The sequence below is a fragment of the Acidobacteriota bacterium genome (assembly GCA_028875725.1).
In the GTDB taxonomy this organism is placed as follows: Bacteria; Acidobacteriota; Thermoanaerobaculia; order Multivoradales; family Multivoraceae; genus Multivorans.
This window is the reverse complement of record JAPPCR010000006.1, coordinates 670,293-695,622: the sequence shown is the minus strand read 5'-3', so window position 1 is coordinate 695,622 and position 25,330 is coordinate 670,293. Positions and strand designations below refer to the sequence as shown.

Below are 25,330 nucleotides of genomic sequence, written 5' to 3'. Positions count from 1 at the left end.
TCACGCGTTGACGTAGACCTGCTCAGGCGTTGACGTTGATGACCACCCTGCCGCGCGTCTGGCCCGCCAGGATCGACGCTGCCAGCTCCTCGATCCGGCTCATCGGCTCGACCGTCGTCATCTCGGACAGCAGGTCGGCGGGAAGCTCGGCTGCCAGCCGGCGCCAGGCCTCCTGGCGCAGATCCATGGGCGCCATGACGGAGTCGACGCCCGCCAGAACCACGCCGCGCAGAATGAAGGGGTACACGCTCGACGGCAGGTCCATGCCGCCGGCCAGCCCGCAGGCGGCCACGCAGCCGCCGTAGCGCGTCTGGGCGATCAGGTTCGCCAGCGTCGTCGAGCCGACGACGTCGACCGCACCGGCCCAACTCTCCCGGCCGATCGGCCGCGGCTTCGCCGACAGCGTTTCGCGGGCGATGAAGTCGGCGGCGCCCAGACTGCTCAGGTAGCCATGCTCCGCCTCGCGCCCGGTGGAGGCGATCACCCGGTAGCCGGCCCGCGCCAGCAGTGCCACCGCGACCGAACCCACGCCACCGGCCGCGCCGGTCACGACGACGTCGCCGCTCTCCGGCGTCACACCATGGTCCTGCAGCGCCATCACGCACAGCATCGCCGTGTAGCCGGCGGTGCCGATCGCCATCGCCTGCTGGTTGGTGAAGGCCTCCGGCACCGGCACAAGCCAGTCGGACTTCAACCTCGCCTTCTGGGAGTAGCCGCCCCAGTGGCTCTCGCTCAGCCCGTAACCGTTGACCAGCACGCGGTCGCCCGGAGAGAACGAATCGGAGCCGGATTCCGCCACCGTCCCGGCCAGATCGACGCCGCAGACCATCGGCACCGAACGGCAGATCGGCGCGGCGCCGGTGATCGCCAGGCCGTCCTTGTAGTTCAGGGTGGAGTACTCGACATCGACCAGCACGTCGCGCTCGGGCAGATCGCCCAGCGTCAGGTCCCGCAGGCCGGCGGTGTGCTGATCGTCGACCCTGTCGACGACGACCGCTCGAAAGGTGTTGCTCATTTCCATGCTGCTCCAGTGGGTTCCGACTCGCGGCAGGTTCTATCATTCCGGTATGAGCCACACGACTTCTTCAAGCATGCTTCGCATGACGCCGATGCACCTGTTCGCCGCCGCCTCCCTCCTCACGGCACTTGCCGCTGACCCCGCCGCCGCCAATGAACTGGCGCGGATGACGCCGGCGGACGCCGACCCAGCCACCACCTGGCCGCAGTGGCGCGGTCCCAGCGGCCAGGGCGAAGTTGCGGGCAGCGGCTACGTCGACCGTTGGGGCCCGGAGGAGAACGTGCGCTGGAAGGTCGCTGTCCCAGGCAACGGCAACTCCTCGCCGATCGTCTGGGGCGATGCGCTGTTCCTGACTACCGCCGAGGCGGCCGGCGCCAGGCGCTCCGTGCTCGCCTTCGACCGGGCGACCGGAGAACGTCTCTGGACCACCGCCGCGCCCGCCGCGAACCCGGAGCGCGCCTACCCGAAGAACGGCCACGCCTCTTCGACCCCTACCACTGACGGGGAGCGCGTCTACGCCTACCTCGGCAACCACGGCCTGATGGCGCTCGACATGGAAGGCGAAATCGTCTGGCACAAGTCGTTCGGCGAGTTGAACGCCTTTCACGGCACGGCCTCGTCACCGCTGCTGCTTGGAGACCGCCTCATCATCGTCCAGGAACAGCAGCGTTCCACGTCCTTCATCGCCGCGTTCGACCGCCATACCGGCGAGGAACTGTGGCGCACGGAACGGGACACCCAGGTCGGCTGGAGCTCGCCGGCCGCCGTCTCGGTGACCACCGACGACGGCGAGGAACGCGACGAGATCGTGGTCAACAGCCAGCACCACGTGATCGCCTACGCTCCCGAGGACGGCCGGGAGCTGTGGCGGGCCAGCGGCACGACCTTCGAGGTCATCCCGAGCCCCGTCGTCGGCCACGACCTGCTGTTCAGCACCTCGGGCCGCGCGGGACCGACCCTGGCGATTCGCCCCGGCGGCGACGGCGACGTGACGGACAGCCGCATCGTCTGGACCGCGGCGAAGGGTTCGCCCTTCGTCGTCGCGCCGATGCTGGTCGGCGATTACCTCTACATGGTCAACGACATGGCGAGCGTGATCACCGTCTACGAAGCGAAGACCGGCGAGGTCCTCTGGCAGGAACGCCTCGGCGAACGGATGCGCGAAGGCTTCTCCGCCGCGCCGGTCGCCTTCGACGGCAGAATCTTCTTCACCAACGACAACGGCGAGACCTTCGTCATCAAGGAGGGGCCGGACTTCGAGCTCCTCCACGTCAACCGGATCGGCGAACGAACCATCGCCTCGCCCGCCCTCGTCGGCGGCGTCTGGTACATCCGCACCGACGGCCACCTGTGGGCGATAGGTGAGGAAACCGGTTAGGGAGTCAGATCGCGGTGAATCCGCGCCACCTCGACCATGTAGCCGCGGTTCGGTAGCGAAGCCGCACGCTCGATGGCCGCTGCTGCCCTCTCCATCTCGCCGATGAGCTCGTAGTACAGGCCCAGGTACAGATCGGCGTAGAAGCGCGCGCCGGGGCTTTCCGCCGCCACCGCGGCTTCGACCTCCTCGACCGAGCCGTCCCCTCGAAACAGCGCGTCGATCTCCTTCATCGGCCGGCGAGCATCCGGACCGACCGGCAGCATCATCTCCCGCGCCACCTCCAGCCCTTCCTCGGCGGCGACGCAGAGCAGGTGCCACACCGCGTTCTCCACGTCGTTCGGATTGACCAGCCGGTGACGCTCGAACTGGCCCCGGCAGTCAGCGAACCTCCCGGCGTAGTAGTACGAGATGCCGCGCTGCCACAGGTACGGGTCCTGTGAGGGCTCCAGAAGCACGACCTGGTCGAAGTCCTCGATAGAGGCTTCGATCTGCCCGGCCTTGAACCGCGCCGATCCCCGCAGCATGTACAGCTGCCAGTTCCGCGGCTCGACTTCGATCGCCCGGTCATAGCCGGAGATCGCCGCCTCATAGTCGCCACGAGACTCGTGGAGGCTCGCCTGACGGAGCAGCATCGCCGCGCTGAGTTCGTCGCGCTCCTGGGTCGAGACATCGCCCACCAACGTAAACGTCAGCAGACCGCTGGTTGCAAGAAGAAAACCCCTGTGGTTCGCACCCCTCACTCTGCGGCACTCTACTGACCAGGTCCTGCCCAACAGACGAACCCGCGATCCGGGGCCCAGTAGGGAAGACCGCCCGGAAACCCGGCGACGTCCAGCCTCCAGTGTCGTCGCGGAGGAGGGTCCCTCCGGGCTGGAGGCAAGCGTCTCCCGAGATCGTCACCTTGACCGACAACACAACGCAGCGCAGCCGACCGAAGCGAGCGCTGACTTCCCATCCACCAAGAGAGCGCAAGCGGCCGCAGGGACCCTCCTCCGCGACGACACTGGAGGCGGCAGTAGCCAACGCCGAATCCGGGTACACTTCGCGCGCTTCGGCACAGCGAAACACGAAGAGACGAAGGAAGGGATACGCATCATGGGTCTGCTCGACGGCAAGGTTGCACTCGTTACGGGCGCTGGGGGCGGCCTCGGCCGCACTCACGCGTTACTGCTGGCGCAGGAAGGCGCCGCGGTCGTGGTCAACGACCTGGGCGGAGCGCGCGACGGCACCGGCGCGGGCACCGCCATGGCCGACCAGGTAGCCCAGGAGATCCGCGACGCCGGCGGACAGGCGGTCGCCGACTACGGCTCGGTGTCCGACGGCGACGCCGCCCGGGCGATGGTTCAGCGCGCCGTGGACGCGTTCGGAAAGCTCGACATCGCGATCAACAACGCCGGCATCCTGCGCGACAAGTCGTTCAAGAACATGACGGACGAGCTGTGGGACATCGTCCTCGACGTGCACCTGCGCGGCACCTACCTCGTGACCAAGGCCGCCTACGACCGGATGATCGAGCAGGAGTCCGGCGGCCGGATCATCATGACGAGTTCGACCTCCGGCCTGCTCGGCAACTTCGGCCAGACGAACTACGGCGCCGCGAAGGCCGGGATGGCCGGCTTCATGCGCTGCCTCGCGCTGGAAGGCGCGAAGTACGGCGTGACGGTGAACCTCCTCGCTCCCGCCGCCTGGTCGCGTCTGACGGAAGACATCATGCCGGAGACGACGGCCGAACCGCTGGCGCCCGAGAAAGTGTCGCCGGCCGTCGTCTGGCTCTGCAGCGACGACGCCGCCGACATCACCGGCCGCATCTTCGCCGTCGGCGGCAACAAGGTGTCGCTGCTGGCCTGGCAGTCGCTCGAGATCGCCAGCCGACCGAACGACCAGGGACCGTGGGACGTGGCCGCGATCGGCGAGAGGATCCGCGCCGCTTCGGCCGACTTCCCGAAGCCGGTCCACTTCTCCGACCTGATGTAGCCCGCCGGGCGCACCGGCGTCGCCTCCACCCGTCCAGCGCGGTTGCAACGAACCGCGCGGATGCACGTAGAATGATGACCAATGTGACCATTATGGTCACGAATAACGCCGGCCTCGCCCACAGGGCGCCCTGGAGCTGACGGCCGACTCCTGAAAGAGCAAGCGAGAACCGATTCCATGAACCAGCTAACCGTGGACTCCACCGCAACCTGGGAGGCCGAACTCGAAGGCCGCATCCCGCCTCACCTCAGGGAAGAGATCGAGATCTTCGAGACCCAGATCGCGCAGAAGCGCCAGGGCAGGATCGACGACAAGGTCTTCGCCGAGACGCGCCTGCGCCGCGGCGTCTACGGCCAGCGCTACGACAACGGCCAGCGCCACGACGGGACAGCAAGCCGAGCCCTCGAGTACCCCTGCGGCGACCTGACGAAGGGCCCGAACACGGTCTGGGACGCCCCCGGCATGCTGCGGATCAAGATCCCGTTCGGCGCGATGAACGGGGAGCAGATGGAGGTTCTCGCCGACCTCGCCGAGGAGTACTCGGATGGCATCGCCCACGTCACCACGCGCCAGGACATCCAGCTCCACTTCATCCACATCGACGACACGCCGGACATCATGCGGCGTCTGGCGGCCGCCGGCATTACGACCCAGGAGGCGTGCGGCAACTCGGTGCGCAACGTCACCGCCTGCCCGATGGCCGGCGTCTGCCGCGACGAGCCGTTCGACGTCTCGCCCTACGCCCACGCGATGACCCATTTCCTGCTCGGCCACAAGGACGCGCAGGATTTCGGCCGCAAGTTCAAGATCGCCTTCTCAGGCTGCGAGCAGCACGCCTGCGGTCTCGCCAACATGCACGACCTCGGGGTCCTGGCCCAGGTTCGCACGACCGGCAACGGCACGAAGAGCACCGAGCGGGGATTCAAGGTCTTCGTCGGCGGCGGTCTCGGACCGGTGCCGCACCAGGCCAAGGTGCTGCGCGAGTTCGTCCGCGAAGACGAACTCCTGCCCCTGGCGCAGGCGGTCTGCCGCGTCTTCGGACGGCTGGGCGAGAAGCGGAACCGCGCCCGAGCGCGGATCAAGTTCCTGGTCGCCAAGCTAGGGATCGAGGAGTTCACGCGCCTGGTCGACGACGAACTCGCCATCCTCCCCGTCGACGAACGCTGGACCGCCTACCTCGACCATCTCGACGTGGCCGACGAGCACCCCACCCGGCCGGGTGCGGCGCTCGAACCCGGCCCGCGCCCGGAGGGTTTCGCCGAGTGGCTCGGCACGAACGTCCAGCGCCAGCGGCAGCCGGGCTACGTCACCGCCGCGGTGAACCTGCCGCTCGGCGACCTGACCTCGGCCCAGTTGCGGGCGCTCGCCGATACCGCCCGCCGGTTCAACGGCGGCCTGGTCCGCAACACGGTCGAACAGAACATCGTCCTCCGCAACGTCGGCGAGCCCGACCTTCCCGCCCTCTACGCGGACCTGCGCGCGGCCGGTCTGGGCGCCCCCGGCGCCTCGTCCCTGGTGGACGTCACCTCCTGCCCCGGCACCGACACGTGCAAGCTCGGCATCTCCTCGTCGCGAGGACTCGCCGGCGAACTCCGCAAGCGGATCGCTGACTCGATCAGGACGGCGGGCGTGCTCGCCGACGAAGCCGTCAAGGACCTGCGGATCAAGGTCTCCGGCTGCTTCAACTCCTGCGGCCAGCACCACGTCGCGGACATCGGCTTCTACGGCGTGAGCCGCAAGAGCGACGGCCGCACCATGCCCCATTTCCAGGTCATCCTCGGAGGCCAGTGGACCGAGAACGCCGGTTCCTACGGGCTGGCGGTCGTCGCCGTGCCGTCCAAGCGGATCCCGGAAGTCGTGGAACGGATCGCCGGCCTGTTCGTCGCCGAGCGGGAGAAGGGGGAGAGCTTCCAGCAGTTCATCGCCCGGGTCGGCAAGGCGCGGATCCGGCAACTGCTCGACGACCTGACGAAGCTGCCGACATACCTCGAGGACCGCACCCTCTACTCGGACTGGGGCGACCCACGGGAGTACACGCTAGGCGACCTGGGCGTCGGCGAGTGCGCCGGCGAGGTCGTCACCGCGGTCGAGTTCGGTCTCTCGGCCGCCGAGCGCGAGGTCTTCCAGGGTCTGCTTGAACTCGACCGCGGCGAAGCCGAAGGAGCAGCGGAAAGGGCCCACGCCGCGATGCTGCAGGCGGCGCGCGCGCTGATCACGACGGAGAACATCGACATCGGCAACGAGCCGGACGAGATCGTCGGCGAGTTCCGTACCCGCTTCTGCGACACCGAACTGTTCTTCGACCCGTACGCCGGGGCCAAGTTCGCGAACTACCTGTTCCGCATCCATGGCGACGCCGAGACGGACTCCGGCGAGGAGGCGCATCGCCGGATCGAGGAGGCCCAGTTGTTCATCGAGGCGGCCCACGCCTGCAACCAGCGGATCTCCGAGATCCAGGCCGCAAAGGTCGCTTGATGGACATGGAAGGCGCGCAGGGCCACACCCTGGACCATCTGGTCAAGCTGGACCTGAAGGTTCTCGCCAGGGGCACGTCGCCGGCGGAGCCGGAGGAGTTCATCCCGGTCTTTCACCGCTGGATCACGGAGCGGGTTCTGCCCGAACTCCTGATCGACGTCGCCGACTACAGCCACGTCCACGAGGGACCGGGCGTGCTGCTCGTGGGCCACGACGCGATCTACGCGTACGATCTGAGCCGGGGCGAGCCGGGCCTGCTCTACAGCCGACGCCACGAATCCGGAGCGGAGCTCGAGAGTATCGGCAGCCTCGACCACCGGCTTCGGTCGTTGCTCGACTGCGCCTTCCGCGCCTGCGACCTGATCGAGGCCGAGCCTCAGCTCGACGGCCGGGTCGCCTTCGACCGCCACAGGCTCGAGTTGCGGGTCAACGACCGGCTGGTTCCTTCCGACGAGGAGACGGCCGTGACGCTCTCCGGCGCCTTCCGGCGGGCGCTGGCCGAAGCCGGCATCCGCGATGGCGATGCACCGGTCGAGGTGAAGCGGATCGGGGAGCCCCGAGAGCGGCTGACCCTCAGGACTGCCTAGGAACGGCAGAGGTCAAGAGGCCGGCGCTACGCTCCGGATGCCGGCGGGGACGCCGGCGCATGCAGTGCGCGCTCGACGAGCGCCCGCAGTTCCGGCTTCAGTTCCAGGGCCGCCGCGGCGTCGCGGCCGGCGACCGACATCTTGGGCCAGGTCCTGGCGAGCACTTCCGCCGTCTTGTCCGGTCCCAAACGGCCGGCCAGCGCCTCCAGATCGTGCTCCAGGAACACCAGGCAGGCCGCGTCCTCCAGGGTCTGCGCTGCCTCCGGCGCGCTCCGCCCCGCCCGCTTGAGCACCAGGTTCTGGACCCGCTCGATCTTCTCCCGCCGGTAGCCGGCATCGCGTAGCACGGCGCCCGCCAGACGGGCGTGTTCCAGCGCGGCCGCGCGCCGCCAGGCGAGGTAGCCCTTGCGTCCTTCGGGATAGTCCGTCCGCGGCAGGCTGAAGCGGCGCAGGTGCTGGCAGTGGGCCGCGAGCAGCAGAAGCTCGCCGGCCTCCGGATCGAGCCGCTCGACCCAGGCCGCCATCCGGCGCGAGTAGGCCAGCTCCCTGGGCACCTCTTCGCCGTCCACCGTCGCCGTCGCCGGGTCCTCCCGGTGGAACAGATCGAACCCCGCCACCGCGTTCTGGAAACGCGGCATCAACTCGAAGCTCTTCACCTACTCGCCGGCCAACTCGCGTTCGACGACCAGCTTGTGCTCGGCGTTGCGCTGCAACTCCGCCAGCCAGTCGAGAAAGCCCTGCGGATCAACGAAGGGGTGGGGATCCGAGGCCTCCCGTGACGCCAACTGCTCCGCGCGCTCGAAGATCCGCCCCATCTCGGCGTGGTTCGTGATGTTGACCTCGATCGGATTGCCCTCCTCGGCGAGTCTCCGGATCCGGGCCACGCTGTCCAGGTAGAGGTTCGTCCGATGGACTCCCTCGAAGTTGAGACCTACGCCGCCGAAGACGAACGCGCGGTGCTCCTCTCCTCCGTCCCGCACCGGGAACTCCATCGAGAGGACGCCTTCGGTATGGCCGGGGGTGACGTAGAAGCGGATCTCCGTGTCGCCCAACTGCAACGTGTCGCCATCCGCGATCACCATGTCGCGCACCGGAACGTCGATCTCGTAGCGCGGGTCGCCGGGCGGCTGTTCAGCCAGCTCCCAGTCGGCCTCGGTCATGCCGACCCGTGCGCCGTAGGCCTCCTGAAACCTCGCCGCCCCGCCAACATGGTCGAAGTGGCCGTGAGTCACCAGGACGTACTTCAGATCGGAAGGCTCGAATCCGACGGCGCGGATGCCGTCGATCGGGTTGTCGATGAAGTCGCCGTACAACGAGCCGATCAGGATCAGGCCGTCCGTCGTCACCAGGAGATAGGACGACACCCAGTCGATGCCTACGTAGTAGAGGTTGTCAAAGATCTGGAACGGCTCGACCCGCTGCGCCACGGGGTCGTTCCGGAGTCCCCAACCGTCGTCCTCGCCCTCCGCGGAGACCGCGGCATCAGCTTCCGGAACCTCGTCCGGCGCCGGCGCCGTGCTCTCGCCGCCGCAGGCCGCGGCGCCGAGGACGACCAGGAGTGCGCTCAGAAGAGCAAGGAGGGGACGTGTCATCTGTACTCCGCCGGGGGTGTGCCGATCCAAGTTACCACGGCGATCCGACCGGACCGCCCGCTACCAGCGCTCTCCGTAGGGCCTGAGCTCGACCTCGAAACTCCACGCCGACGGATCCTGGTGGGCCACGTACCAGACGTTCTCCGCGATCGCTTCCGGCCTGATGAAGAAGTCGTCCGGCCGATCGGGCATCCGACGCCGCGTCCACTCCAGATCGATCACCGCGTCGATCACGAAGTACGCGACGTGAACGCCCTGGGGCCCCAGGCTCCGCGCCATCGACTCCGCAAGGATGCGCTGTCCCGCCTTGGTCGGCGCGAAGCCGGCGAAGCGCGGCATGCCGCGGCGAGCGGACGTGTTCCCGGTGACCATGATCGCTCCGCGGCCCGCCTCGATCATCGCCGGCGCCAGCGCGCGGGCCAGGTACAGGAGCCCCATCACGTTGACTTCGAAGTTCGCGCGCAACTGCTCGGGCTCGACTTCCAGGAAGTCGCCGAAGGCGCCGCCCACGGCGTTGTGTACGAGGACCGTCGGCGCCCCGAGCTCGCCGCGCACCCGGGCTACGGTCGCGCTCACGGCTTCGGAGTTCGAGACGTCGCAGACGTAAGCGCGCGAACCCTCGATCTCGGACGCCAGAGTGCACAGCCGGTCTTCGTTGCGGGCCATCATCGCCACCCGATAGCCACCGGAGGCGAACCGCCGGGCGAGCGCCGCCCCGGTGCCGGGACCGACGCCGGAGATCAGGCACACCGGATCGCTCATCGGCCGCCGACGCTACTTCATCCCTCCAGCGGAAGAGCGCCCGATCCCGATCAACAGGCCTATAGCCATTCCTGTATGATCTTCGAGTTGACTCCGGTGCCGTCTTCCCGGGAGGCCACGATGATGGAGAGCCGCTCTTCGATGCCACGTTTCCTGCCTGCGGCGGCGCCCGGCGCTCTCGCGCTCGTCCTGCTACTGACCGCGTCGCCGGCAACCGCCGAACGCGAGTTCTACGTCGGCTTTCACCTCGGCCGGTCGGACGTCGAGGTGAAAGCAGACGACGCGTTCGACCAGGTCCTCGACGGCGACGGCAACTCCCGGGTCTACGAAATCGGCTTCAGGTTCAGCGACTACTTCGCCGTGGAGGCCGGCTTTCACGACCTGTCGGAAGTCGACGGCGCGATCCGACCTTGCGCCGAGGGCGTGGCCTGCCCCGACATTCCGATCCGTGGCCAGATCAATGTCCTGTCGGTCGCCATCGTCCCCCGGTACGCGATCACCGGCCGCATCTCCATCTTCGCGAAGGTCGGCATCGTGTCGTGGGGCGCCGACCTGGAGGACGCGCTGGACGATTTCGACGTCGCGCTCGAGGATCTGGACGAGGAAGACCTCGTGTACGGCGTCGGCGCCGAGTTCCAGCTCCTTGGCCGTCTCAGTCTCGTCGGGCGATTCGAGTCCATCGGCGGCGACATCGAGACCGTCTCGGTCGGCGCCCGCATCGGCTTCTAGAACGGCGCTAGGAGCGTCGCGGCGCTAGTGCTAGCGTCCGCCGCATGACCGACATCACGCCCTACCGCATCGAGATCGACGAAGAGGAACTGACCGACCTTCGCCGCCGGCTCGCCGCCACCCGCTGGCCCGAGGGCGAGACGGTCGACGACTGGACCCAGGGCATCCCGCTCGCCTACACGAAGGAGGTCTGCGAGTACTGGGCCTCCTCCTACGACTGGCGCCGCCTGGAGAAGCGCCTGAACGACCTCGACCAGTTCAGGACCGAGATCGACGGGCTGGGCGTCCACTTCCTCCACCTGCGCTCGAAGCACCGGGGCGCCGCGCCACTGGTCATGACCCACGGCTGGCCGGGCTCGATCGTCGAGTTCCTCGAAGTGCTCGAGCCGCTGCTCGATCCGACCGCTCACGGCGGCTCCGAGGAGGACGCCTTCCACCTGGTCGTTCCCGCCCTGCCGGGGTTCGGATTCTCGGACAAACCGACCCAGGCAGGCTGGAGCGTAGAGAAGATCGCCGACGCCTGGGCGGAACTCATGTCGCGGCTCGGCTACGAGTGGTACTTCGCCCAGGGCGGCGACTGGGGTGCGGCGGTGAGCACGGCAATCGCGATCCAGGATCACGAGCACTGCCACGGCATCCACCTGAACATGCCGACGTCGGGCGTGGACCGGAGCACGATGGACGACCTGACGGACATCGAGAAGGACGCGCTCGCCGGGCTCCAGTACTACCAGGACTGGGACTCCGGCTACTCCAAGCAGCAGTCGACCCGGCCGCAAACCCTGGGCTACGGCCTGGTCGATTCTCCGGCCGGGCAGGCAGCCTGGATCATCGAGAAGTTCTGGTCCTGGATGGACTGTGACGGCCACCCGGAGAACGTGCTGACGCGCGATCAGTTACTCGACAACGTGATGATGTACTGGTTGCCGGCGTGCGGCGCCTCCTCCGGACGGCTCTACTGGGAGAGCTTCGGCAAGGGCGGCGGCGATCCGGTCGAGATCCCGGTCGGCTGCAGCATCTTCCCCAAGGAGATCTTCCGCTCGTCCCGGCGCTGGGCGGAGCGGCGGTACCGCCAGCTCGTCTACTGGAATCGGCTCGAAAAGGGAGGCCACTTCGCCGCCTTCGAGCTGCCGGACGTCTTCGTCGACGAGCTGCGGAAGTGCTTCCGTGCGATGCGGGCGTAGGCTGCGGGAGAGCGATCAGGCGTCGTCGACGCCGACGCGGAACCGCGGCGGCCGGCGATGCGGGGCGGCCTGCTCGAACGCCCAGGCGATGCGAATCAGCGTCGGCTCGCTCCAGGCCGCGCCGAAGAACGAGACGCCCACCGGCAGACCGTGGACATGGCCGGCCGGGACGGTGACGTTCGGGTAGCCGGCGACAGCCGCCGCGCCGGAGCTGCCCACCGAGAACGTGTCGCCATGGACCAGGTCGGTCACCCAGGCCGGGCCGCCGCTCGGCCCCAGAATGGCGTCGAGTCGATGCCCGGCGAGCGTCGCGTCCAGACCCTCTTCGCGTGAAAGCCGATTCGCCGTGTCGCGAGCCGTGCGGTAGGCGGCTTCGGTCAGCGGCCCCCTGGCTTCCGCCTCGATCAGGATCTCCTGGCCGAAGTACGGCATCTCGCGCTGCGCGTTGGCCTCGTTGAAGGCGATCACGTCGGCCAGCGTCTTCACCGGAGCGTCGTTCCCCAGTCCCGCAAGGTACTCGTTCAGACCGGCCTTGAACTCGTAGAGCATCGCTTCGTACTCGTGCCGTCCCACCTCCTGGCGATGGGCGATCTCGACCGGGTCGACGATCTCGGCGCCCAGGCTCCGGAGCGTCTCGACCGCCTCCTCCATCACCGCGTCGACCCGGCCGTCGCGATCGAAGAACTGGCGGCCGATGCCGATCCGCAGGCTGCCCAGGTCGGCAGCACGCGGCTCACCGAGGTCTGCCGAGCGAAGCTCGCTTAGGTGTCGTGTCAGGTCGGTGGGAACCGGCGATCCGGCGGTCGCCTGATCCTGTGGGTCCTCTCCCGTCATGCCGCCGAGCAATGCCGCGGCGTCGGCGACCGTGCGGGCCATCGGCCCAGCGGTGTCCTGGATCGCGGAGATCGGGATGATGCCGCTCCGGCTGACCAGGCCGACGGTCGGCTTGATTCCGACCAGGCCGTTCGCGGACGACGGACAGATGATGGAGCCGTCGGTCTCCGTGCCCACCGCCGCGGCGCAGAGGTTCGCCGACGCGGCGGCGCCCGAACCGGAGCTGGAGCCGCAGGGGTTGCGGGAAAGGACGTACGGGTTGCGGCACTGCCCGCCTCGCGCGCTCCAGCCTGAACTGGACCGGCTGGAGCGGAAGTTGGCCCACTCGCTCAGGTTGGCCTTGCCGAGCAGCACCGCTCCGGCGCGCCGGAGCCGCGCCGCAACGAAGGCGTCCTGCCCGGGGATCGAGCCCTCGAGCGCCAGGGAGCCGGCAGTCGTCGTGTTCCGGTCGGCGGTGGCGACGTTGTCCTTGAGCAGGATCGGAACGCCGTGCAGCGGGCCGCGCACGTTTCCGGCGGCGCGCTCGCGATCGAGTTCTTCCGCGATCTCGAGGACGTCCGGATTCGTCTCGATGACGGAGCGCAGCGTCGGCCCCTGAACGTCGAGGGCCTCGATGCGGCCGAGGTAAAGCTCCGTGATCTCCCGGCTCGTCCGCTCGCCGTCCGCCATCTGACGACTGAGTTCGGCGATGGTGGCCTCTTCGAGTTCGAAGCTGCCCACCTCCTGCGTCGGCGCGGCTCCCGGCTCCGCGTCCCGGTCGCGGCCCGGAGGAGCGCAGGCCGAGCCCGCCACGGCCGCAGCGCCGAGAGCGCCCGCCGCCGCCATCACCTGCCTCCGGGTAGCGCCCTCCTTATCGCTCATGGCGTCACGCTAGCAAGACCCTGCATGCGTCCCCCCCACTGGGTGCGGCGGCGTCCCCGCCGGCCCACTCAGCCCCAGCCCCCACAGCCAGGCCAGCGCCGCGCCAAGCGGCACGTACCACGGCCAGGCAAGAACCTCGCCGCCGGGCCCCTCCGCCCAGCGCCACAGAGCCATCACCAGCGTCGCGCCGACCAAGAGCAGAAGGCTCGCCCCGCGACGCCCCCGCCCATCCCGGCGCCACCAGGTCCAGAGCAGCACGATGACGCCGAGCAGGCAGACCCAACCCGCCGCCGGCTGATGCCAGACCGCGGCGAACACGGCGAGCGCCGAGAGCGGGCCGGACCAGAGGAAGCCCCGCCCGTCCCGGCCAAGTGGAGCGAGCGCCAGCGCCACCGCCGCAAGCAGCGCGCCTCCGGTGTATCCGGCCATCGCCAGCGCCAGGTCGAGCAGCGCGTCGTAGCGTGCCGCCACCGTGTCCATCGCGAGCGAGGTCAGTCCGAGCACGAAACCCCAGCCGAGCACGAGCAGCCGCGGCAGGCGCACGCCGTTGCCCGGGCGTGCGCGGGAACGCAGGAGAGCGGACGTCGTCTGCGCGAGCGCCGCGAGGATCGAGTCCAGGCTGGAAACCGCCGCCGCCAGCGCGCCGGCGACGACGAGCGCCTTCAGGCCAACGGCCACGGCCTCGACCGCGAAGACGGCGAAGACCCGGTCCGGCTGCTCGGCCACGATCTCGGCTGCGACGCCCGTAAGCGGCGCCTGCTCGTAGTAGGCCCACAAGCCGATCCCGACGAAGGCGAAGGAGAGGGAGACGAGCACCGAGACACCGCTGGCGGTTACCGCCAGTTGAGCGTCCCGCGCGCTGCGGCAGCAGAAGAGGCGTTGCGCCATCAACTGGTCCGTGCCGAAGGCGGCAACGCCGCCGATCGTGGCGCCGATCAGCGCCGCCCAGAGCGTGTACGGCGCGGTGAGGGACGCCGACAGGTCGAATAGCGTGAACTTCCCCGCGCTCCATGCCGCGCCAAGCGCCGGCGCCAAGCCCGCCTCGAGTTCCCACGCCACGACGCCCAGGCTGACCGCGACGCCAGCCACGAACAGCACGAAGAGGACGACGTCGGTCCAGACCACGGCGGCGATGCCGCCGAGCCAGGTCCAGACCACGGCGACGACGACGACCGCCGCCACGGCCGCCACGTGAGGCGGCACGCCCGTCGTCCGTTCCAGCCATCCCAGTTCCCGGTGGAGCAGGACGCCCAGGACGACGGCGGACAGGTAGACCCGGGCGGACTGCGCCAGGACGCCGCCGAGCCAGAACATGCCGGTCGCCGTCCGTCGCACCGAGGCGCCCGCGGCGCCCAGCCGCCGCTCGATCAGGTCGTACGGACTCATCACGTCGTAGCGGTAGTAGGCGGGAACGAGAAGCCACGCCACCAGCAGCCGCGCGGCGAGATAGCCGAACAACCCGATCTGCAGGTACGTCAGGTCGCCCCCCGGCCGGTGGACGATGGAGGGGAGGCTGATGTAGGTGACCGCGCTGATCTCGGTCGCGACCAGGGAGGCCGCAACCGCGTACCAGGGCAGGTTCCGGGCCCCGCCGAAGTAGTCGCGCTCGGTCTTCTGGCGCCGCGACAGCGAGCGCGCCATCACCGTGATGGCGGCGAACAGCGCCAGAAGAATCAGCCAGTCGGCAAGGCCGAAGCTGCCGCCGAGGCCCATGCAGGCCTACGAGTGAATCACTCGCCCCGGTATACGAGACCCCGGGTACTCGTGGTGACGCGGTAGAGCCCCGTGCGCGCCGTCATGTACAGCGTGCTGCCGTCGCCGCCGAAAGCGGTGTTCGCGGGCAGCTCGGCCGGCGCGACCGTCCCCAGGTGGCGGCCGTCCGGCGCGAACACCATCACGCCGCCCGGGCCGGTCGCGAACACGTTGCCGTCCACGTCGACGGCCAGTCCGTCCGGCGCGCCGGGCGCCTCCATGTCGCTGGCGTCGAAGAACATCTCGCCCTCGTCCAGGGTGAGGTCGTCGTTCACCGCGTACTTCTTCCAGTAGCGGTTCGGCGGCGCGTCGGAGTTCGCCACGTAGAGCGTCCTCTCGTCCGGCGACAGGCCGAGACCGTTGGGGCGGGTCTGGCCGGTCTCGAGCAGGGTCACCGTGCCGTCCGGGTCCAGGCGGTAGATGCCGTTGTGGTCCTGCTCCTTGTTCTCCGACTGGTTCGGCAGACCGTAGGGCGGATCGGTGAAGAAGGCGGCGCCGCTCGAGTGGAACACGATGTCGTTCGGGCTGTTCAGCCGCTTGCCGTCGTAGCTCCCGGCCAGCGTCGTCCGCTCGCCGCCGAGCTCCATCGCCGACACCACTCGGTTGCCATGCTCGCAGAGAACGAGGCGGCCGTCCGGGTGCAGGGCCAGCCCGTTAGATCCGCCGGTGCCGCCGGTGACGGCGTCCTCGGGCAACACGGGCTGCAGGAAGACCACCGTCCCCTCACTCTCCGACCAGCGATAGACCGTGTTGGCCGGGATGTCGCTGAAGTAGAGCCGGTCGGGCTCACCCGGCACCCACACCGGACCCTCTGTGAACGTGAAGCCGTCCGCCACCTTCTCGACCACGGCATCCACGGGCACCAGGTCGTCCATTGCCGGGTCGTTCCGCAACACCGTGCCGTCGCTCTCCATCTCCTCCGTTGCCTCCTCCATCATCGTCTCGGCTTCCTCGCTGTCGCCGCCATAGCCGCAACCTGCGACCAGCACCGCGCCCAGGATCGCCCATCCGGCCCGGGAACTCCTCATCGTCGAGTCTCCTACTGAAGTCTGCTCACTTCTTCCGCGAAGGCGTGAGGATAGCAACAGGTATTCTCGCGGCGTTGCCTTCTTCGCCCGCCATGGATGCCGAGCGAGGACTCACCAAGGCGCCGGCGGTTTGGCTCCTGGCGGCTGTACCGCTCTTCGCCGCCTCCTTCGCCTGCCAATCGACAAGACCCGCGTCAAACGTGTCTTCACCTGGATCGGCAGGGCCGGCTGCGACCGCCGCCACGCTCCATGACGCGGTGCCCGAATCGGCCGGCTTCGACCCGGAGCGACTCCAGCAGGCCGCCGCCCTGCTGGAGAAGGCCGTGGCCGAGGGTGTCACTCCGGGCGGCGTCCTGCTGGTCGCGCGCCGCGGCGCCATCGCGCTCGAACGGGCTGCCGGCCGGCTGACCTGGGAGGACGACGCTCCCGCCGTCACTCCGTCGACCATCTACGACCTGGCTTCCCTGACCAAGGTCATCGCGACGACGACCCTGATGATGCGTCGGGTCGAGTCCGGCGCGCTCGACCTCGACACCGCCGCCGCGTCCTACCTTCCGGAACTCAAAGGGCGGCCGGTCGGAGACGCGACCCTGAGGGACCTGCTCGCCCACTCGAGCGGCCTGCCCTGCTGCACCGAGCTGTTCCGGGAGCTGGGGGAAGGTTTCGGCCGGGACGAGGCCCGCCGCCGGTACCTCGAGCACATCGCCGCCACCGAGCTCGAGGCCGGACCGCGCGAGCGGGCCATCTACTCCGACCTCGGCGTCCTGCTCCTGGGCGAGATCCTCGAACGCGGGTCCGGCCGGCCTCTCGACACCCTGGTCCGGGAGGAGGTCCTCGGCCCTTTGGGGCTCCGGGACACCGGCTACCTCCCCGATCCCGCTCTCCGCGAGCGGATCGCTCCAACCGAGCCCGACGACTGGCGCGGGCGGCTCCCCCACGGTGAAGTCCACGACGAGAACACGCATGCTTTGGGGGGCGTGGCGCCCCATGCCGGACTGTTCGGCACCGTACGCGACGTCGCGACGTTTGCGCAGGCGATGCTGAACGGCGGCGTCTACGGCGAACGGCGCATCGCCCGCGCCGAAACGGTCGCCCTCTTCACCCAACGGGCCGACCTGGTCCCCGCCAGCAGCCGCGCACTGGGCTGGGACACACCCTCCCAACCGAGTTCCGCCGGCAGGTACTTCTCCGCGCGCTCCTTCGGGCACACCGGCTTCACGGGGACCTCGCTCTGGATCGACCCGGAACTCGAGCTGATCGTCGTCCTGCTGACCAACCGGGTCCACCCGACCCGCGAGAACATCGCCATCCGCAGGCTCCGACCGGCGATCCACGACGCGGTCGGGGAGGCCATCGACGACAGGACGGTTGCGCCGCGCTAAAGGTCAACGCTCAGGGCGCGCAGATCCCGTTCCGCCTGCGCCTCCCAGCCGCGGTTGGCGGCGGGGCTGGCCGGACTCGGGTGCAGCATCCTGCCGATCGGCACGTCGGCGGCGGCCAGCGCCCGCTGTGCCCTCCCCTCGGCGAAGGCGCCGACACCGACCACGAGCTGCGGCTCCAGCACCTGGGCCGCCCGCAGCAAGGCGCGGTCACAGGCCTCGAAGAGAGGCGTCTTCTCGGGCGCGGCCAAGCGGTCCGGGGTCAGGTTCGCGCCACTCTCCAGGAGGAACGCCAGCGGGCAGTAGTTCCAGACCAGGAAGCGCTCGAAGAAGGCCCCGGGGCTGCCGAAGCGCCGCTTCGCCCAGCCCCAGACCCGCCGGCCGCTGACCTCGCTCCGGCGGCAGTCGAAGCCGAGGATCGGCCGCTTCGGATGTTGAATAGCCGGCGGCTCCACGGGAGCGTCGATGCCAAGCCAGTCCCGCGCGTAGGCCACCTCGCCGAACGGCACACCGGTCTGGGTCATGCCCCAGGGACCCGGGTTCATGCCCAGGAGGACCACCCTGCCAGGCTGGTCGCCGGCCAGATTCAGGTAGGCGTGGTGGGCCGCACGGGCGTAGACGAGCGGGTTGTAGACGTGGACGACCGGCGGCCCGAACTCGAGCCGGTCGACCTCCCGCGCCAGTTCGTCCGCGATGCTGGTCAGCAAAGCCAGTCGCCGTCCCGCAGCTAGACGATCCGCGACGTGCGGCCGGTCCAGTAGCGGTCGCGCAGCAGGCGCTTGTAGAGCTTCCCGGTGGGAAGCCGCGGGAGTTGCTCCTCGAAGTCGATCGACTTCGGCGCCTTGTAGTGCGCGACGCGCTCCCGCGCATAGGCCAGAAGCTCCTCCGCTAGATGCGGACTCTCCTCGAAACCGGGCATCAACTGCACGACCGCCTTGACCTCTTCGCCCAGGTCCTCGTTCGGAACGCCGATCACCGCCACGTCGGCCACCTTCGGATGGAGGATGAGAGCGTCCTCGATCTCCTGGGGATAGATGTTGACGCCGCCCGAGATGATCATGAACGCCTTCCGGTCGGTGAGGAAGACGTAGCCGTCCTCATCCAGGTAGCCGACATCGCCGAGGGTGCTCCAGCGGGCGTGGCGCGGGTGCCGCGAGCCGAGCGTCTTCTCCCGGTCACCGTGGTACTCGAAGAGGTCCGCGTCCTCGGGCGGCTCGAAGAAGATCGTGCCCGGCTCCCCCGCCGGCAGCTCCTCGCCGTCGTCGTCGCAGATGTGGACCGTCGCCGTCAGGCACTTGCCGACCGTGCCCGGTTTCCTCAGCCACTCGTCCGTTTCGACCGCGCACATGCCGTTGCCCTCGGAGCCGGCGTAGTACTCCAGGATGATCGGACCCCACCACTCGATCATCCGGCGCTTGACGTCGACCGGGCAGGGAGCTGCGGCGTGGATCGCCCGCGCATGGCTCGAGAGGTCGTAGCGGTTGCGCGCCTCCTCGGGGAGCTTGAGCATGCGGTTGAACATCGTCGGCACCCACTGGCTGACGGTGATTCCGTAGTCCTCGATCGCCTTGAGCGAGAGTTCCGGATCGAAGCGCTCCATCACGACCACCGTGCCGCCGAGCGTCTGCGTACCGGCGGTGAAGCCGATCGGCGCCGCGTGATAAAGCGGCGCCGGCGACAGGTAGATCGAATCGGCGTCGATGCCGTAGATGCTCGTCAGCACCTCGAAGCGCTGGTCCGGCATCTCCTCCACCGACAGCCCCGTCAGCGGCCGCAGAATGCCCTTCGGCCTGCCCGTCGTGCCGGAGCTGTAGAGCATCGTGCTACCGCGCGGCTGGTCGGCAAGCGGCTCGCCCGGGAACGCGGCCGTCGCCTCGCCGTAGTCGTCCCAGCCGGGAGGGATGCCCAGGCCGTCGTCGTCGACGATGAGCCGGCCGGGGCAGGTCGGGATCAGGTCCGTCAGTCCTGCGCACGCTTCGGCCAGCTTCGCCGACGCAACGATGTTCTTCGCGCCGCAGTCCTTGACGATGTACGCCGCCTCCTCGGCCGTCAGGTAGCGGTTCACCGTCGTCAGGTAAAGGCCCGACCGGATCGCCGCCCAGTAGACCTCGAAGTACCGGGAGTGGTTCTCCATGAAGATCGCCACGTGGTCTTCCGGCCGCAGGCCCTGGACGTACCAGAGTTGCGCCAGCCTGTTCGACCGCCGGTCGAGCTCCAGGTAGGTGACCGTCTCGCCGGTCCCGGCCATGATGACCGCCGGCTTGTCCGGGGTCTCGCGCGCGTACCTGCCGGGATACATCCTCCGCCTCCGCCTCGCGCTCTTCCCGTCCGCGGCTCAGGAACCGACCGGTTCGACCTGCCAACTGACCATCGTCTCGATGCGGCAAGCCAGGAAGCGGGTGGCGTCGATCTCTATCTCGGCGTCCACCACCGCGCTCTCCGAGGAATCGAAGGTGCCGGTGATCACCGCCTCGATCAGGCCGTCCTGGTCTACCCGGACATCGTTCGGCGTGCGGAACCGGAAGCCGGCGTCGCGGATTCGTATGTTCGCGTTGGAGTTCCCGAACCTCGTGAAGGCATTGATCAGCGTGGCGCAAGCCTCGGGCTCGCCCACGGCCGCGTCCGCGAGTCCCGGCAGATGAACGAGGAAAGCGGCGAGCCGCACGTCGTCATCGTCGCGTTCCAGGATGAATCGGAACTCCTCATCCTGCGGCCCGGTGCCGGCCCATTCGCCAAGAGTGAAGACGACGAGTTCGACGCCCAGGAGATCGCCCCGCTTGTCGCAGCCGCCGAGCGGCAGGAGTAGCAGCGAGGCGGTCAGGAGGATGGCCAGACGGCGCGGACGGTCGGAGCGCGGGGTCGGCGGAGAATCTGAAGCGAGCATCGGGTGACCGGGCGAACGAGGTCACACTATCGCAGCGCCGCGGCCCGCCGCCGCCCCGCCAGCAGCAAACCGACGCCGAAGATGGTGAGCGTGCCGATGACGGTGATCATGTAGCTGTGCAGCGGAATGCGCAGCATCGCGAGGCCGCCCTCGAGTTGCGGCGACACCGTCATCCACACGATGACCAGCACGCCCACGGCCACTCCGGCCTGGGCGGCGCCGCGGCCCGCTTGGGGTGCCAGCCGGTCGAGCGCGAACAGTCCGAGCAGGCCGCCGGCGAAGATGCCGGAAACCGTCCACCACACATCCAGAAGACTCCCCGCGCCGATCATCAGTAGCGCCGCGCCCGTGCCGATAACGCCGATGACGACCGTAGCTCGCCGCAGCACGCGCAGATCCTCCGTCTCGCCGCCGTCCGGCCCCCGCTCGGGCCGGATCCAGGTCCGGTAGATGTCGGACAGGAACACCGTGGCCGAACTGTTGAACGACGTGTCGATGCTGCTCATCGCGGCCGCGAACAGGGCCGCGATGAGCAGCCCCGCCGCGCCGGACGGCAGCCGGGTCGAGATGTAGTGCGGGAAGGCCTGATCGGCGGCGAGCCCGGCCGCCTCGGGCTGTCCCTGAAGAACGACGAACAGCCCGGTGCCGATGAAGAAGAAGACGGCCGAAACCGGCAGGTAAAGGCCGGCCGCCAGCCACACGGAGCGAGACGCGGCCCGGTCGCTGTTCGCGGCGTGGTAGCGCTGGACGTAGCTCTGGTCGATGCCGAAGTTGGTGAAGTTGATGAACAGGCCGTAGACCAGGACGACCCAGAACGTCGAGGTCGTGAACTCGAAGGAGAAGCTGCCGAGAGAGAACTTCTCCGCCGCCTGAGCCGTCTCGAGCAGTCCACCGAACCCACCCTGCGCGTCCCCGACCAGGAGCCCGACGACCACCAGGGCGCCGACCGTCAGCACGACACTCTGGATCACGTCGGTCCAGATGACCGCCTCGATTCCGCCGACGAGGGTGTAGACCGTGACGACGATGCCGGTGCAGAGGATGATCCAGGCCACCGGCCAGCCGGTCAGGGCGTTCATCGCCAGGGCCACGCCAAACAGGATCGAGCCGACCCGCGCGAACTGCGTCAGCAGGTAGCAGGCAACGGCGTAGGTCCGCGCCCAGCGGCCGAAACGCGCCTCCAGGTGGTGGTAGGCCGACACCGCGTCGCCGCGGCGATAGAACGGGATCCACCAGCGCGCCGCGAGGAACGCCGCCACCGGCAGGGAAAGCGAGAAGACAAAGGCGTTCCAGTTGCCGCCGTACGCCTGCCCGGGCACCCCGATGAACGTGTTGCTCGACAGGAACGTGCCGAACATCGACATGCCGACGACCCAGCCGGGCAACGCTCCGCCCGCGACCATGAACCCTCGCGCCGTTCCGCTCCGTTTGGCGAGCGAGAGGCCCAGCGCGACGACGCCGACCAGGTAGGCGGCGAAGACGACGAGATCGACGCCGGCGGTCACTCCGGAGGCAGAACCGGCGCCTCGTGCGGCCACTCGACGCCTGGCATCGGGTACCGCGGCAGCGCCGCGGGATCGAGGACCACGTGCCGGATGCGGGTCCGCCGGTGCGTGTACGTCACGTGGACCAGCCCGTCACCGGCCTGGATCACCGCCGGGTAGGAGTACTCGCCGTCCTGGTCCTCCAGCATCAGCGCGGCGTCCCAGGTGTCGCCGTCGTCCGAGAGCGCGACGTTCAGGCGCGACCGGGAGCCGGCCCAGGCGCCGTCGATGCGCACCTTGTGGTTGTACACGAGGAGGTGGCGGCCGTCGGCGAGAGTCAGGCCGTCGACGCCGGCGTCGGGGTTGAGCAGGCCGGTGGCGTGGATCGGCCCCCAGGTGCGGCCTTCGTCAACGGAACGGGAAGCGGCGATGCGGCTCTGCTTGGACCGGAACATCGCCAGGAGTTCGCCGCCGCCGAGCGTGAAGATGGTCGGCTGGATGATCCAGAAGTCCTCGCCGTCCGTCGTCTTGCCGGCCAGCCGCTCGCTGCGCGTCCAGGTTCGCCCGAGATCGGACGAACGCTCGAAGTGCGCTCGCCAGGCCGGGGGCTCGGGCGCGTCCTCGATGCTCGAGCCGGCGAGCAGACTGCCGTCGGGCAGCGTGATCGGCTTGTTCTTGATCGGCCCCAGGATGCCGTCCGGAAGCCGCCGGGGCTCGCTCCAGGTGCGGCCGTCGTCGCCGGACTCCATGACCATCCCCCACCACTCCGGCGGGCTCGGCCCCACCTTGAAGAAGAGGAGCAGGGCCGCGCCGTCCCGAGGCGGCTGGTAGAGAACCGGGTTCCAGGTCGGGTAGCGGCCGCCGTCCGGCTGAACGCCGTTTGCCACTTCGACCGGGGCCGTCCAGCCGTCGACGCCCTGCCGGCTGAACCAGATGCCGACGTCCGCGTTCCGCTCGGCGGTCCCGCTGAACCAGGCAGCGACCAGAGCGCCGGAAGCCGTCTCGGCGATCGTCGAGGCATGGCACTCGGGATGCGGCGCGTCGTTGAAGATGAACTCGGCCAGCACCACGCCGTCTTGTCCCGCCGCCGGTGCCGCCAACAGCACGAACACCGCGGTCATGGTGCCGGCCCGTAGCCACGAACTCGTCACGACGAGTCCCGTGGCGCGTCGGCAAGAACCAGTTCCTCCGCCTGCCGCACGATCTCTCCGGCCCGTTCCAGGAGCTCCGCGTCGGTCGCGCTGCTGATCGGATGCTCGATCACGGCGAACGGATAGTCCGGCGCGCCGCAGGCGTTGGCCATCAGTTCCGCGCCGTCGACGAACGCGGACGTCATCACGCCGACCGCGGGCACACCTTCGCGCTCGAACGTGACGGCGTCGTGCAGACTGCACGACGAGCAACTCCCTCAGTCGCCGACGCCGGTAATGACCAGTCGCCGCCGGGCCAAACGGCGGACCAGATCCGGTTCCGCCGGAGCGCTGTAGTTCCCCTTCGTCGCCCGCTCGACCGAAGCCACGCCCCAGCGTTCCCGCAGCAGGGACTCCAGGTGGTCGAACAGCGGAGCCACACCGGCCTTGCCGTTCGAGAGCAGGGCCACATCGATGCCTCGGAAAGCGGCGAGCCGCGGCGCCGGCGTGAGCGGCGGGGGCGTACCCTCCCAGGACGGATCGAGCACCTGCACGGCAGGGAGTGTAGCCCGATGCAGGTCAAGGCGACGGAGTAGCCTTGCCACTGTTCTCGTCGGTAATGCTCGACCCGTATCACCGTCAACATCGGCGCCCGGGAGGTTGAACAGCCATGAGAAGAGTCCGCTACTGCGTCGCCATGAGCCTGGACGGCTACATCGCCGGACCGAACGGCGAAGCGGACTGGATCGTCATGGATCCCGACTACGACTTCGCCGAACTGTACGGAGAGTTCGACACTTATCTCGTCGGCCGCAAGACCTTCGAGAGCACCGGCGGTCAGGACCAGGGCTCCATGCCGGGCGTGAGGACCTTCGTGTTCTCGCGCACGCTCCGGCAGGCCGACTACAAGAACATCACGATCGTCGGCGACGACTGGAAAGAAGTGGTCCAGGCGCTTCGCGGGGAAACCGGTAAGAAGAACATCTGGCTGTTCGGCGGCGGATCGCTGTTCGGCAGCCTTGCCGAGGCGGGCCTGGTCGACACGGTCGAAGTGGCCGTGATTCCGGTGGTCCTTGGCGGCGGTGTTCCGCTGATCGCCGCACCGGCGCCGCGGATCAAGCTCGAACTCGAAGCACAGGACATCTACAAGGAGACCGGCACGGTCGGCCTGGTCTACTCCGTGAAGCGGCCCTAGAACCGGTCCGCCTCCCAGAACGCGAACCGCTCTGGCGGCAGGCAGCGAGCGAGGACGTCACCTTCGTTGGCCATTCCGAGCCGGACGGCGAGGGCCTCGTCGTCCAGGCTCCGAGCCATCCAGGTCGCGGGAGGCCTCGCGTCGGGCGGCACTTCGTCCCATGCCGGCCGGGTGTCGATCCGTGCGCCGGCAACCGCCAGCAAGCGTTCAAGCGCTTCGTCGCGGATCAGGGGCAGCCGGATCGATTCGACGTTCCGCCCGCTCATGGCCGCGGCCAGCAGTTCGCACAAGGCAGGAGCCCCGTCACCCTCCCTGCCCCACTCCAGCACCCGCGGCAGGCCGCTGAAGTCGGCAACGCGCAGGTAGGCCGCTGCGGGAGGTCCACCGTCCGCCATCCAGATGTTCTCCTCCGGCGTACCGGCAAGCTGGTAGCTGCCCCGCCAGTCCTCCGGGGAACCGCGGTCGACGATGCCGTCGAGCGGCGCCCCGCCGGCGCCTTCGGCGTAGACGCGCCAGAGCCTCTCGACATCGCCTCGATCGCGCTCGGCATCGTACTGGCGGGCGTTCGCGGCTTCGGCTCGGGCGCCGTCCGGCCAATGCAGCGTACGCCAGCCCCGCGACCAGGGCCGGTAGCCGTACTGTCCGTACCACCGCAGCCGCTCGGCGAGGAGGTACGAGAGCAGCATCCCTCTCTCACCCATCGCGGCGATCGCCCGTTCGAGCAACGCCCCCGCCACTCCCTGGCGCCGGGCATCGGGCCGGGTGAATACACTGCCGATGCCGCCCATGGGCAACACTTCGCCGCCGATCCGCACCCGGCGCGGGAAGATCTGCACACACGAGACCAGTTCGCCGCCCCGTTGCGCCACCCAGACGTTCCGCGGCTCGAACGACGGATCGAGCTCAATGTAGCGGCGGAAGAAGCTCCGGCCACTCTGGTCGTCGGGGAACGGCCAGCCGTCGAGCAGGCCGAGCAAAGCCTCGATCTCGTCGACGCGGAGGACGCGAAGTCGGGTGCCGGCCATGCCGGCGACTCTGCCATGCGACAGGGAGCCCGAACGCACTTTCCGCTGTACGGCATCCA

The 25,330-nt window shown here is 69.0% G+C and carries 24 protein-coding genes; 8 read left to right on the top strand and 16 right to left on the bottom strand.

The window, feature by feature from the left end; all coding sequences use genetic code 11:
* Positions 1–22: 22 nt before the first annotated feature.
* On the bottom strand, positions 23–1,015 hold the full coding sequence (locus OXI49_04905; GenBank protein ID MDE2689831.1) for an oxidoreductase: 993 nt from the start codon (positions 1,013–1,015) through the stop codon (positions 23–25).
* Between the two features lie 85 nt (positions 1,016–1,100).
* Between OXI49_04905 and OXI49_04900 the strand changes: the two genes are divergently transcribed.
* Complete coding sequence (locus OXI49_04900; protein MDE2689830.1) at positions 1,101–2,396, top strand: PQQ-binding-like beta-propeller repeat protein; 1,296 nt, start codon at positions 1,101–1,103, stop codon at positions 2,394–2,396.
* On the opposite strand, the gene OXI49_04895 is transcribed toward OXI49_04900, so the two are convergent.
* The gene (locus tag OXI49_04895; GenBank protein ID MDE2689829.1) at positions 2,393–3,136 is read right to left on the bottom strand and encodes a tetratricopeptide repeat protein; all 744 of its coding nucleotides are present in this window, start codon (positions 3,134–3,136) and stop codon (positions 2,393–2,395) included. The two genes, OXI49_04900 and OXI49_04895, sit on opposite strands and share 4 nt — an antisense overlap.
* Positions 3,137–3,491: 355 nt before the next feature.
* Between OXI49_04895 and OXI49_04890 the strand changes: the two genes are divergently transcribed.
* From OXI49_04890 to OXI49_04880, 3 genes are all read left to right on the top strand, one after another.
* Entirely contained in the window at positions 3,492–4,370 is an 879-nt protein-coding gene (locus OXI49_04890) for an SDR family oxidoreductase (GenBank protein MDE2689828.1), read from the top strand.
* Between the two features lie 177 nt (positions 4,371–4,547).
* Positions 4,548–6,845 carry a nitrite/sulfite reductase gene (locus OXI49_04885; GenBank protein MDE2689827.1) on the top strand — a complete coding sequence of 766 codons (2,298 nt, stop codon included), beginning with the start codon at positions 4,548–4,550 and terminating at the stop codon, positions 6,843–6,845.
* On the top strand, positions 6,845–7,432 hold the full coding sequence (locus tag OXI49_04880) for a hypothetical protein (GenBank protein MDE2689826.1): 588 nt from the start codon (positions 6,845–6,847) through the stop codon (positions 7,430–7,432). The genes OXI49_04885 and OXI49_04880 overlap by 1 nt, the downstream gene beginning before the upstream one ends.
* A gap of 26 nt (positions 7,433–7,458) precedes the next feature.
* Here OXI49_04880 and OXI49_04875 read toward each other — a convergent pair whose 3' ends face one another.
* The 3 genes from OXI49_04875 to OXI49_04865 are packed head-to-tail and all read right to left on the bottom strand — an operon-like array spanning position 7,459 to position 9,786.
* Positions 7,459–8,088, bottom strand: coding sequence for a DUF4202 domain-containing protein (locus tag OXI49_04875; protein MDE2689825.1), 630 nt, complete (start codon positions 8,086–8,088; stop codon positions 7,459–7,461).
* Positions 8,089–9,024: an MBL fold metallo-hydrolase gene (locus OXI49_04870; GenBank protein MDE2689824.1), complete on the bottom strand. Its 936-nt coding sequence runs from the start codon at positions 9,022–9,024 to the stop codon at positions 8,089–8,091.
* A gap of 60 nt (positions 9,025–9,084) precedes the next feature.
* The gene (locus tag OXI49_04865) at positions 9,085–9,786 is read right to left on the bottom strand and encodes an SDR family NAD(P)-dependent oxidoreductase (GenBank protein ID MDE2689823.1); all 702 of its coding nucleotides are present in this window, start codon (positions 9,784–9,786) and stop codon (positions 9,085–9,087) included.
* 75 nt (positions 9,787–9,861) lie between these two features.
* Here OXI49_04865 and OXI49_04860 point away from each other — a divergent pair, with 75 nt between their 5' ends.
* On the top strand, positions 9,862–10,515 hold the full coding sequence (locus tag OXI49_04860) for an outer membrane beta-barrel protein (protein ID MDE2689822.1): 654 nt from the start codon (positions 9,862–9,864) through the stop codon (positions 10,513–10,515).
* Between the two features lie 44 nt (positions 10,516–10,559).
* On the top strand, positions 10,560–11,699 hold the full coding sequence (locus OXI49_04855) for an epoxide hydrolase (GenBank protein ID MDE2689821.1): 1,140 nt from the start codon (positions 10,560–10,562) through the stop codon (positions 11,697–11,699).
* 15 nt (positions 11,700–11,714) lie between these two features.
* On the opposite strand, the gene OXI49_04850 is transcribed toward OXI49_04855, so the two are convergent.
* From OXI49_04850 to OXI49_04840, 3 genes are read right to left on the bottom strand one after another with little or no spacing between them, the layout of a single operon-like run.
* Positions 11,715–13,394 (bottom strand): amidase, encoded by a 1,680-nt coding sequence (locus OXI49_04850; protein ID MDE2689820.1) that lies wholly within the window; start codon positions 13,392–13,394, stop codon positions 11,715–11,717.
* A gap of 9 nt (positions 13,395–13,403) precedes the next feature.
* Positions 13,404–15,107, bottom strand: coding sequence for a hypothetical protein (locus OXI49_04845; GenBank protein ID MDE2689819.1), 1,704 nt, complete (start codon positions 15,105–15,107; stop codon positions 13,404–13,406).
* Between the two features lie 17 nt (positions 15,108–15,124).
* On the bottom strand, positions 15,125–16,174 hold the full coding sequence (locus tag OXI49_04840) for an SMP-30/gluconolactonase/LRE family protein (GenBank protein ID MDE2689818.1): 1,050 nt from the start codon (positions 16,172–16,174) through the stop codon (positions 15,125–15,127).
* Positions 16,175–16,431: 257 nt separating this feature from the next.
* Between OXI49_04840 and OXI49_04835 the strand changes: the two genes are divergently transcribed.
* On the top strand, positions 16,432–17,556 hold the full coding sequence (locus tag OXI49_04835) for a serine hydrolase (protein ID MDE2689817.1): 1,125 nt from the start codon (positions 16,432–16,434) through the stop codon (positions 17,554–17,556).
* On the opposite strand, the gene OXI49_04830 is transcribed toward OXI49_04835, so the two are convergent.
* The 7 genes from OXI49_04830 to OXI49_04800 form a co-directional block, all read right to left on the bottom strand.
* The gene (locus tag OXI49_04830; GenBank protein ID MDE2689816.1) at positions 17,553–18,266 is read right to left on the bottom strand and encodes a single-stranded DNA-binding protein; all 714 of its coding nucleotides are present in this window, start codon (positions 18,264–18,266) and stop codon (positions 17,553–17,555) included. The two genes, OXI49_04835 and OXI49_04830, sit on opposite strands and share 4 nt — an antisense overlap.
* A gap of 14 nt (positions 18,267–18,280) precedes the next feature.
* Positions 18,281–19,852 carry an acyl-CoA synthetase gene (locus OXI49_04825; GenBank protein ID MDE2689815.1) on the bottom strand — a complete coding sequence of 524 codons (1,572 nt, stop codon included), beginning with the start codon at positions 19,850–19,852 and terminating at the stop codon, positions 18,281–18,283.
* Positions 19,853–19,888: 36 nt separating this feature from the next.
* Complete coding sequence (locus OXI49_04820) at positions 19,889–20,437, bottom strand: hypothetical protein (protein MDE2689814.1); 549 nt, start codon at positions 20,435–20,437, stop codon at positions 19,889–19,891.
* Positions 20,438–20,463: 26 nt separating this feature from the next.
* On the bottom strand, positions 20,464–21,975 hold the full coding sequence (locus OXI49_04815; protein ID MDE2689813.1) for a sodium:solute symporter: 1,512 nt from the start codon (positions 21,973–21,975) through the stop codon (positions 20,464–20,466).
* A complete protein-coding gene (locus OXI49_04810) occupies positions 21,939–23,042 on the bottom strand; it encodes an exo-alpha-sialidase (GenBank protein MDE2689812.1) in 1,104 nt (367 codons plus the stop codon). The genes OXI49_04815 and OXI49_04810 overlap by 37 nt, the downstream gene beginning before the upstream one ends.
* Positions 23,043–23,068: 26 nt before the next feature.
* Positions 23,069–23,257: a hypothetical protein gene (locus OXI49_04805; protein ID MDE2689811.1), complete on the bottom strand. Its 189-nt coding sequence runs from the start codon at positions 23,255–23,257 to the stop codon at positions 23,069–23,071.
* A gap of 72 nt (positions 23,258–23,329) precedes the next feature.
* Entirely contained in the window at positions 23,330–23,605 is a 276-nt protein-coding gene (locus OXI49_04800) for a hypothetical protein (GenBank protein MDE2689810.1), read from the bottom strand.
* Positions 23,606–23,721: 116 nt separating this feature from the next.
* Between OXI49_04800 and OXI49_04795 the strand changes: the two genes are divergently transcribed.
* On the top strand, positions 23,722–24,246 hold the full coding sequence (locus tag OXI49_04795) for a dihydrofolate reductase family protein (protein ID MDE2689809.1): 525 nt from the start codon (positions 23,722–23,724) through the stop codon (positions 24,244–24,246).
* On the opposite strand, the gene OXI49_04790 is transcribed toward OXI49_04795, so the two are convergent.
* Complete coding sequence (locus OXI49_04790) at positions 24,243–25,271, bottom strand: GNAT family N-acetyltransferase (protein ID MDE2689808.1); 1,029 nt, start codon at positions 25,269–25,271, stop codon at positions 24,243–24,245. The two genes, OXI49_04795 and OXI49_04790, sit on opposite strands and share 4 nt — an antisense overlap.
* Positions 25,272–25,330: the final 59 nt, after the last annotated feature.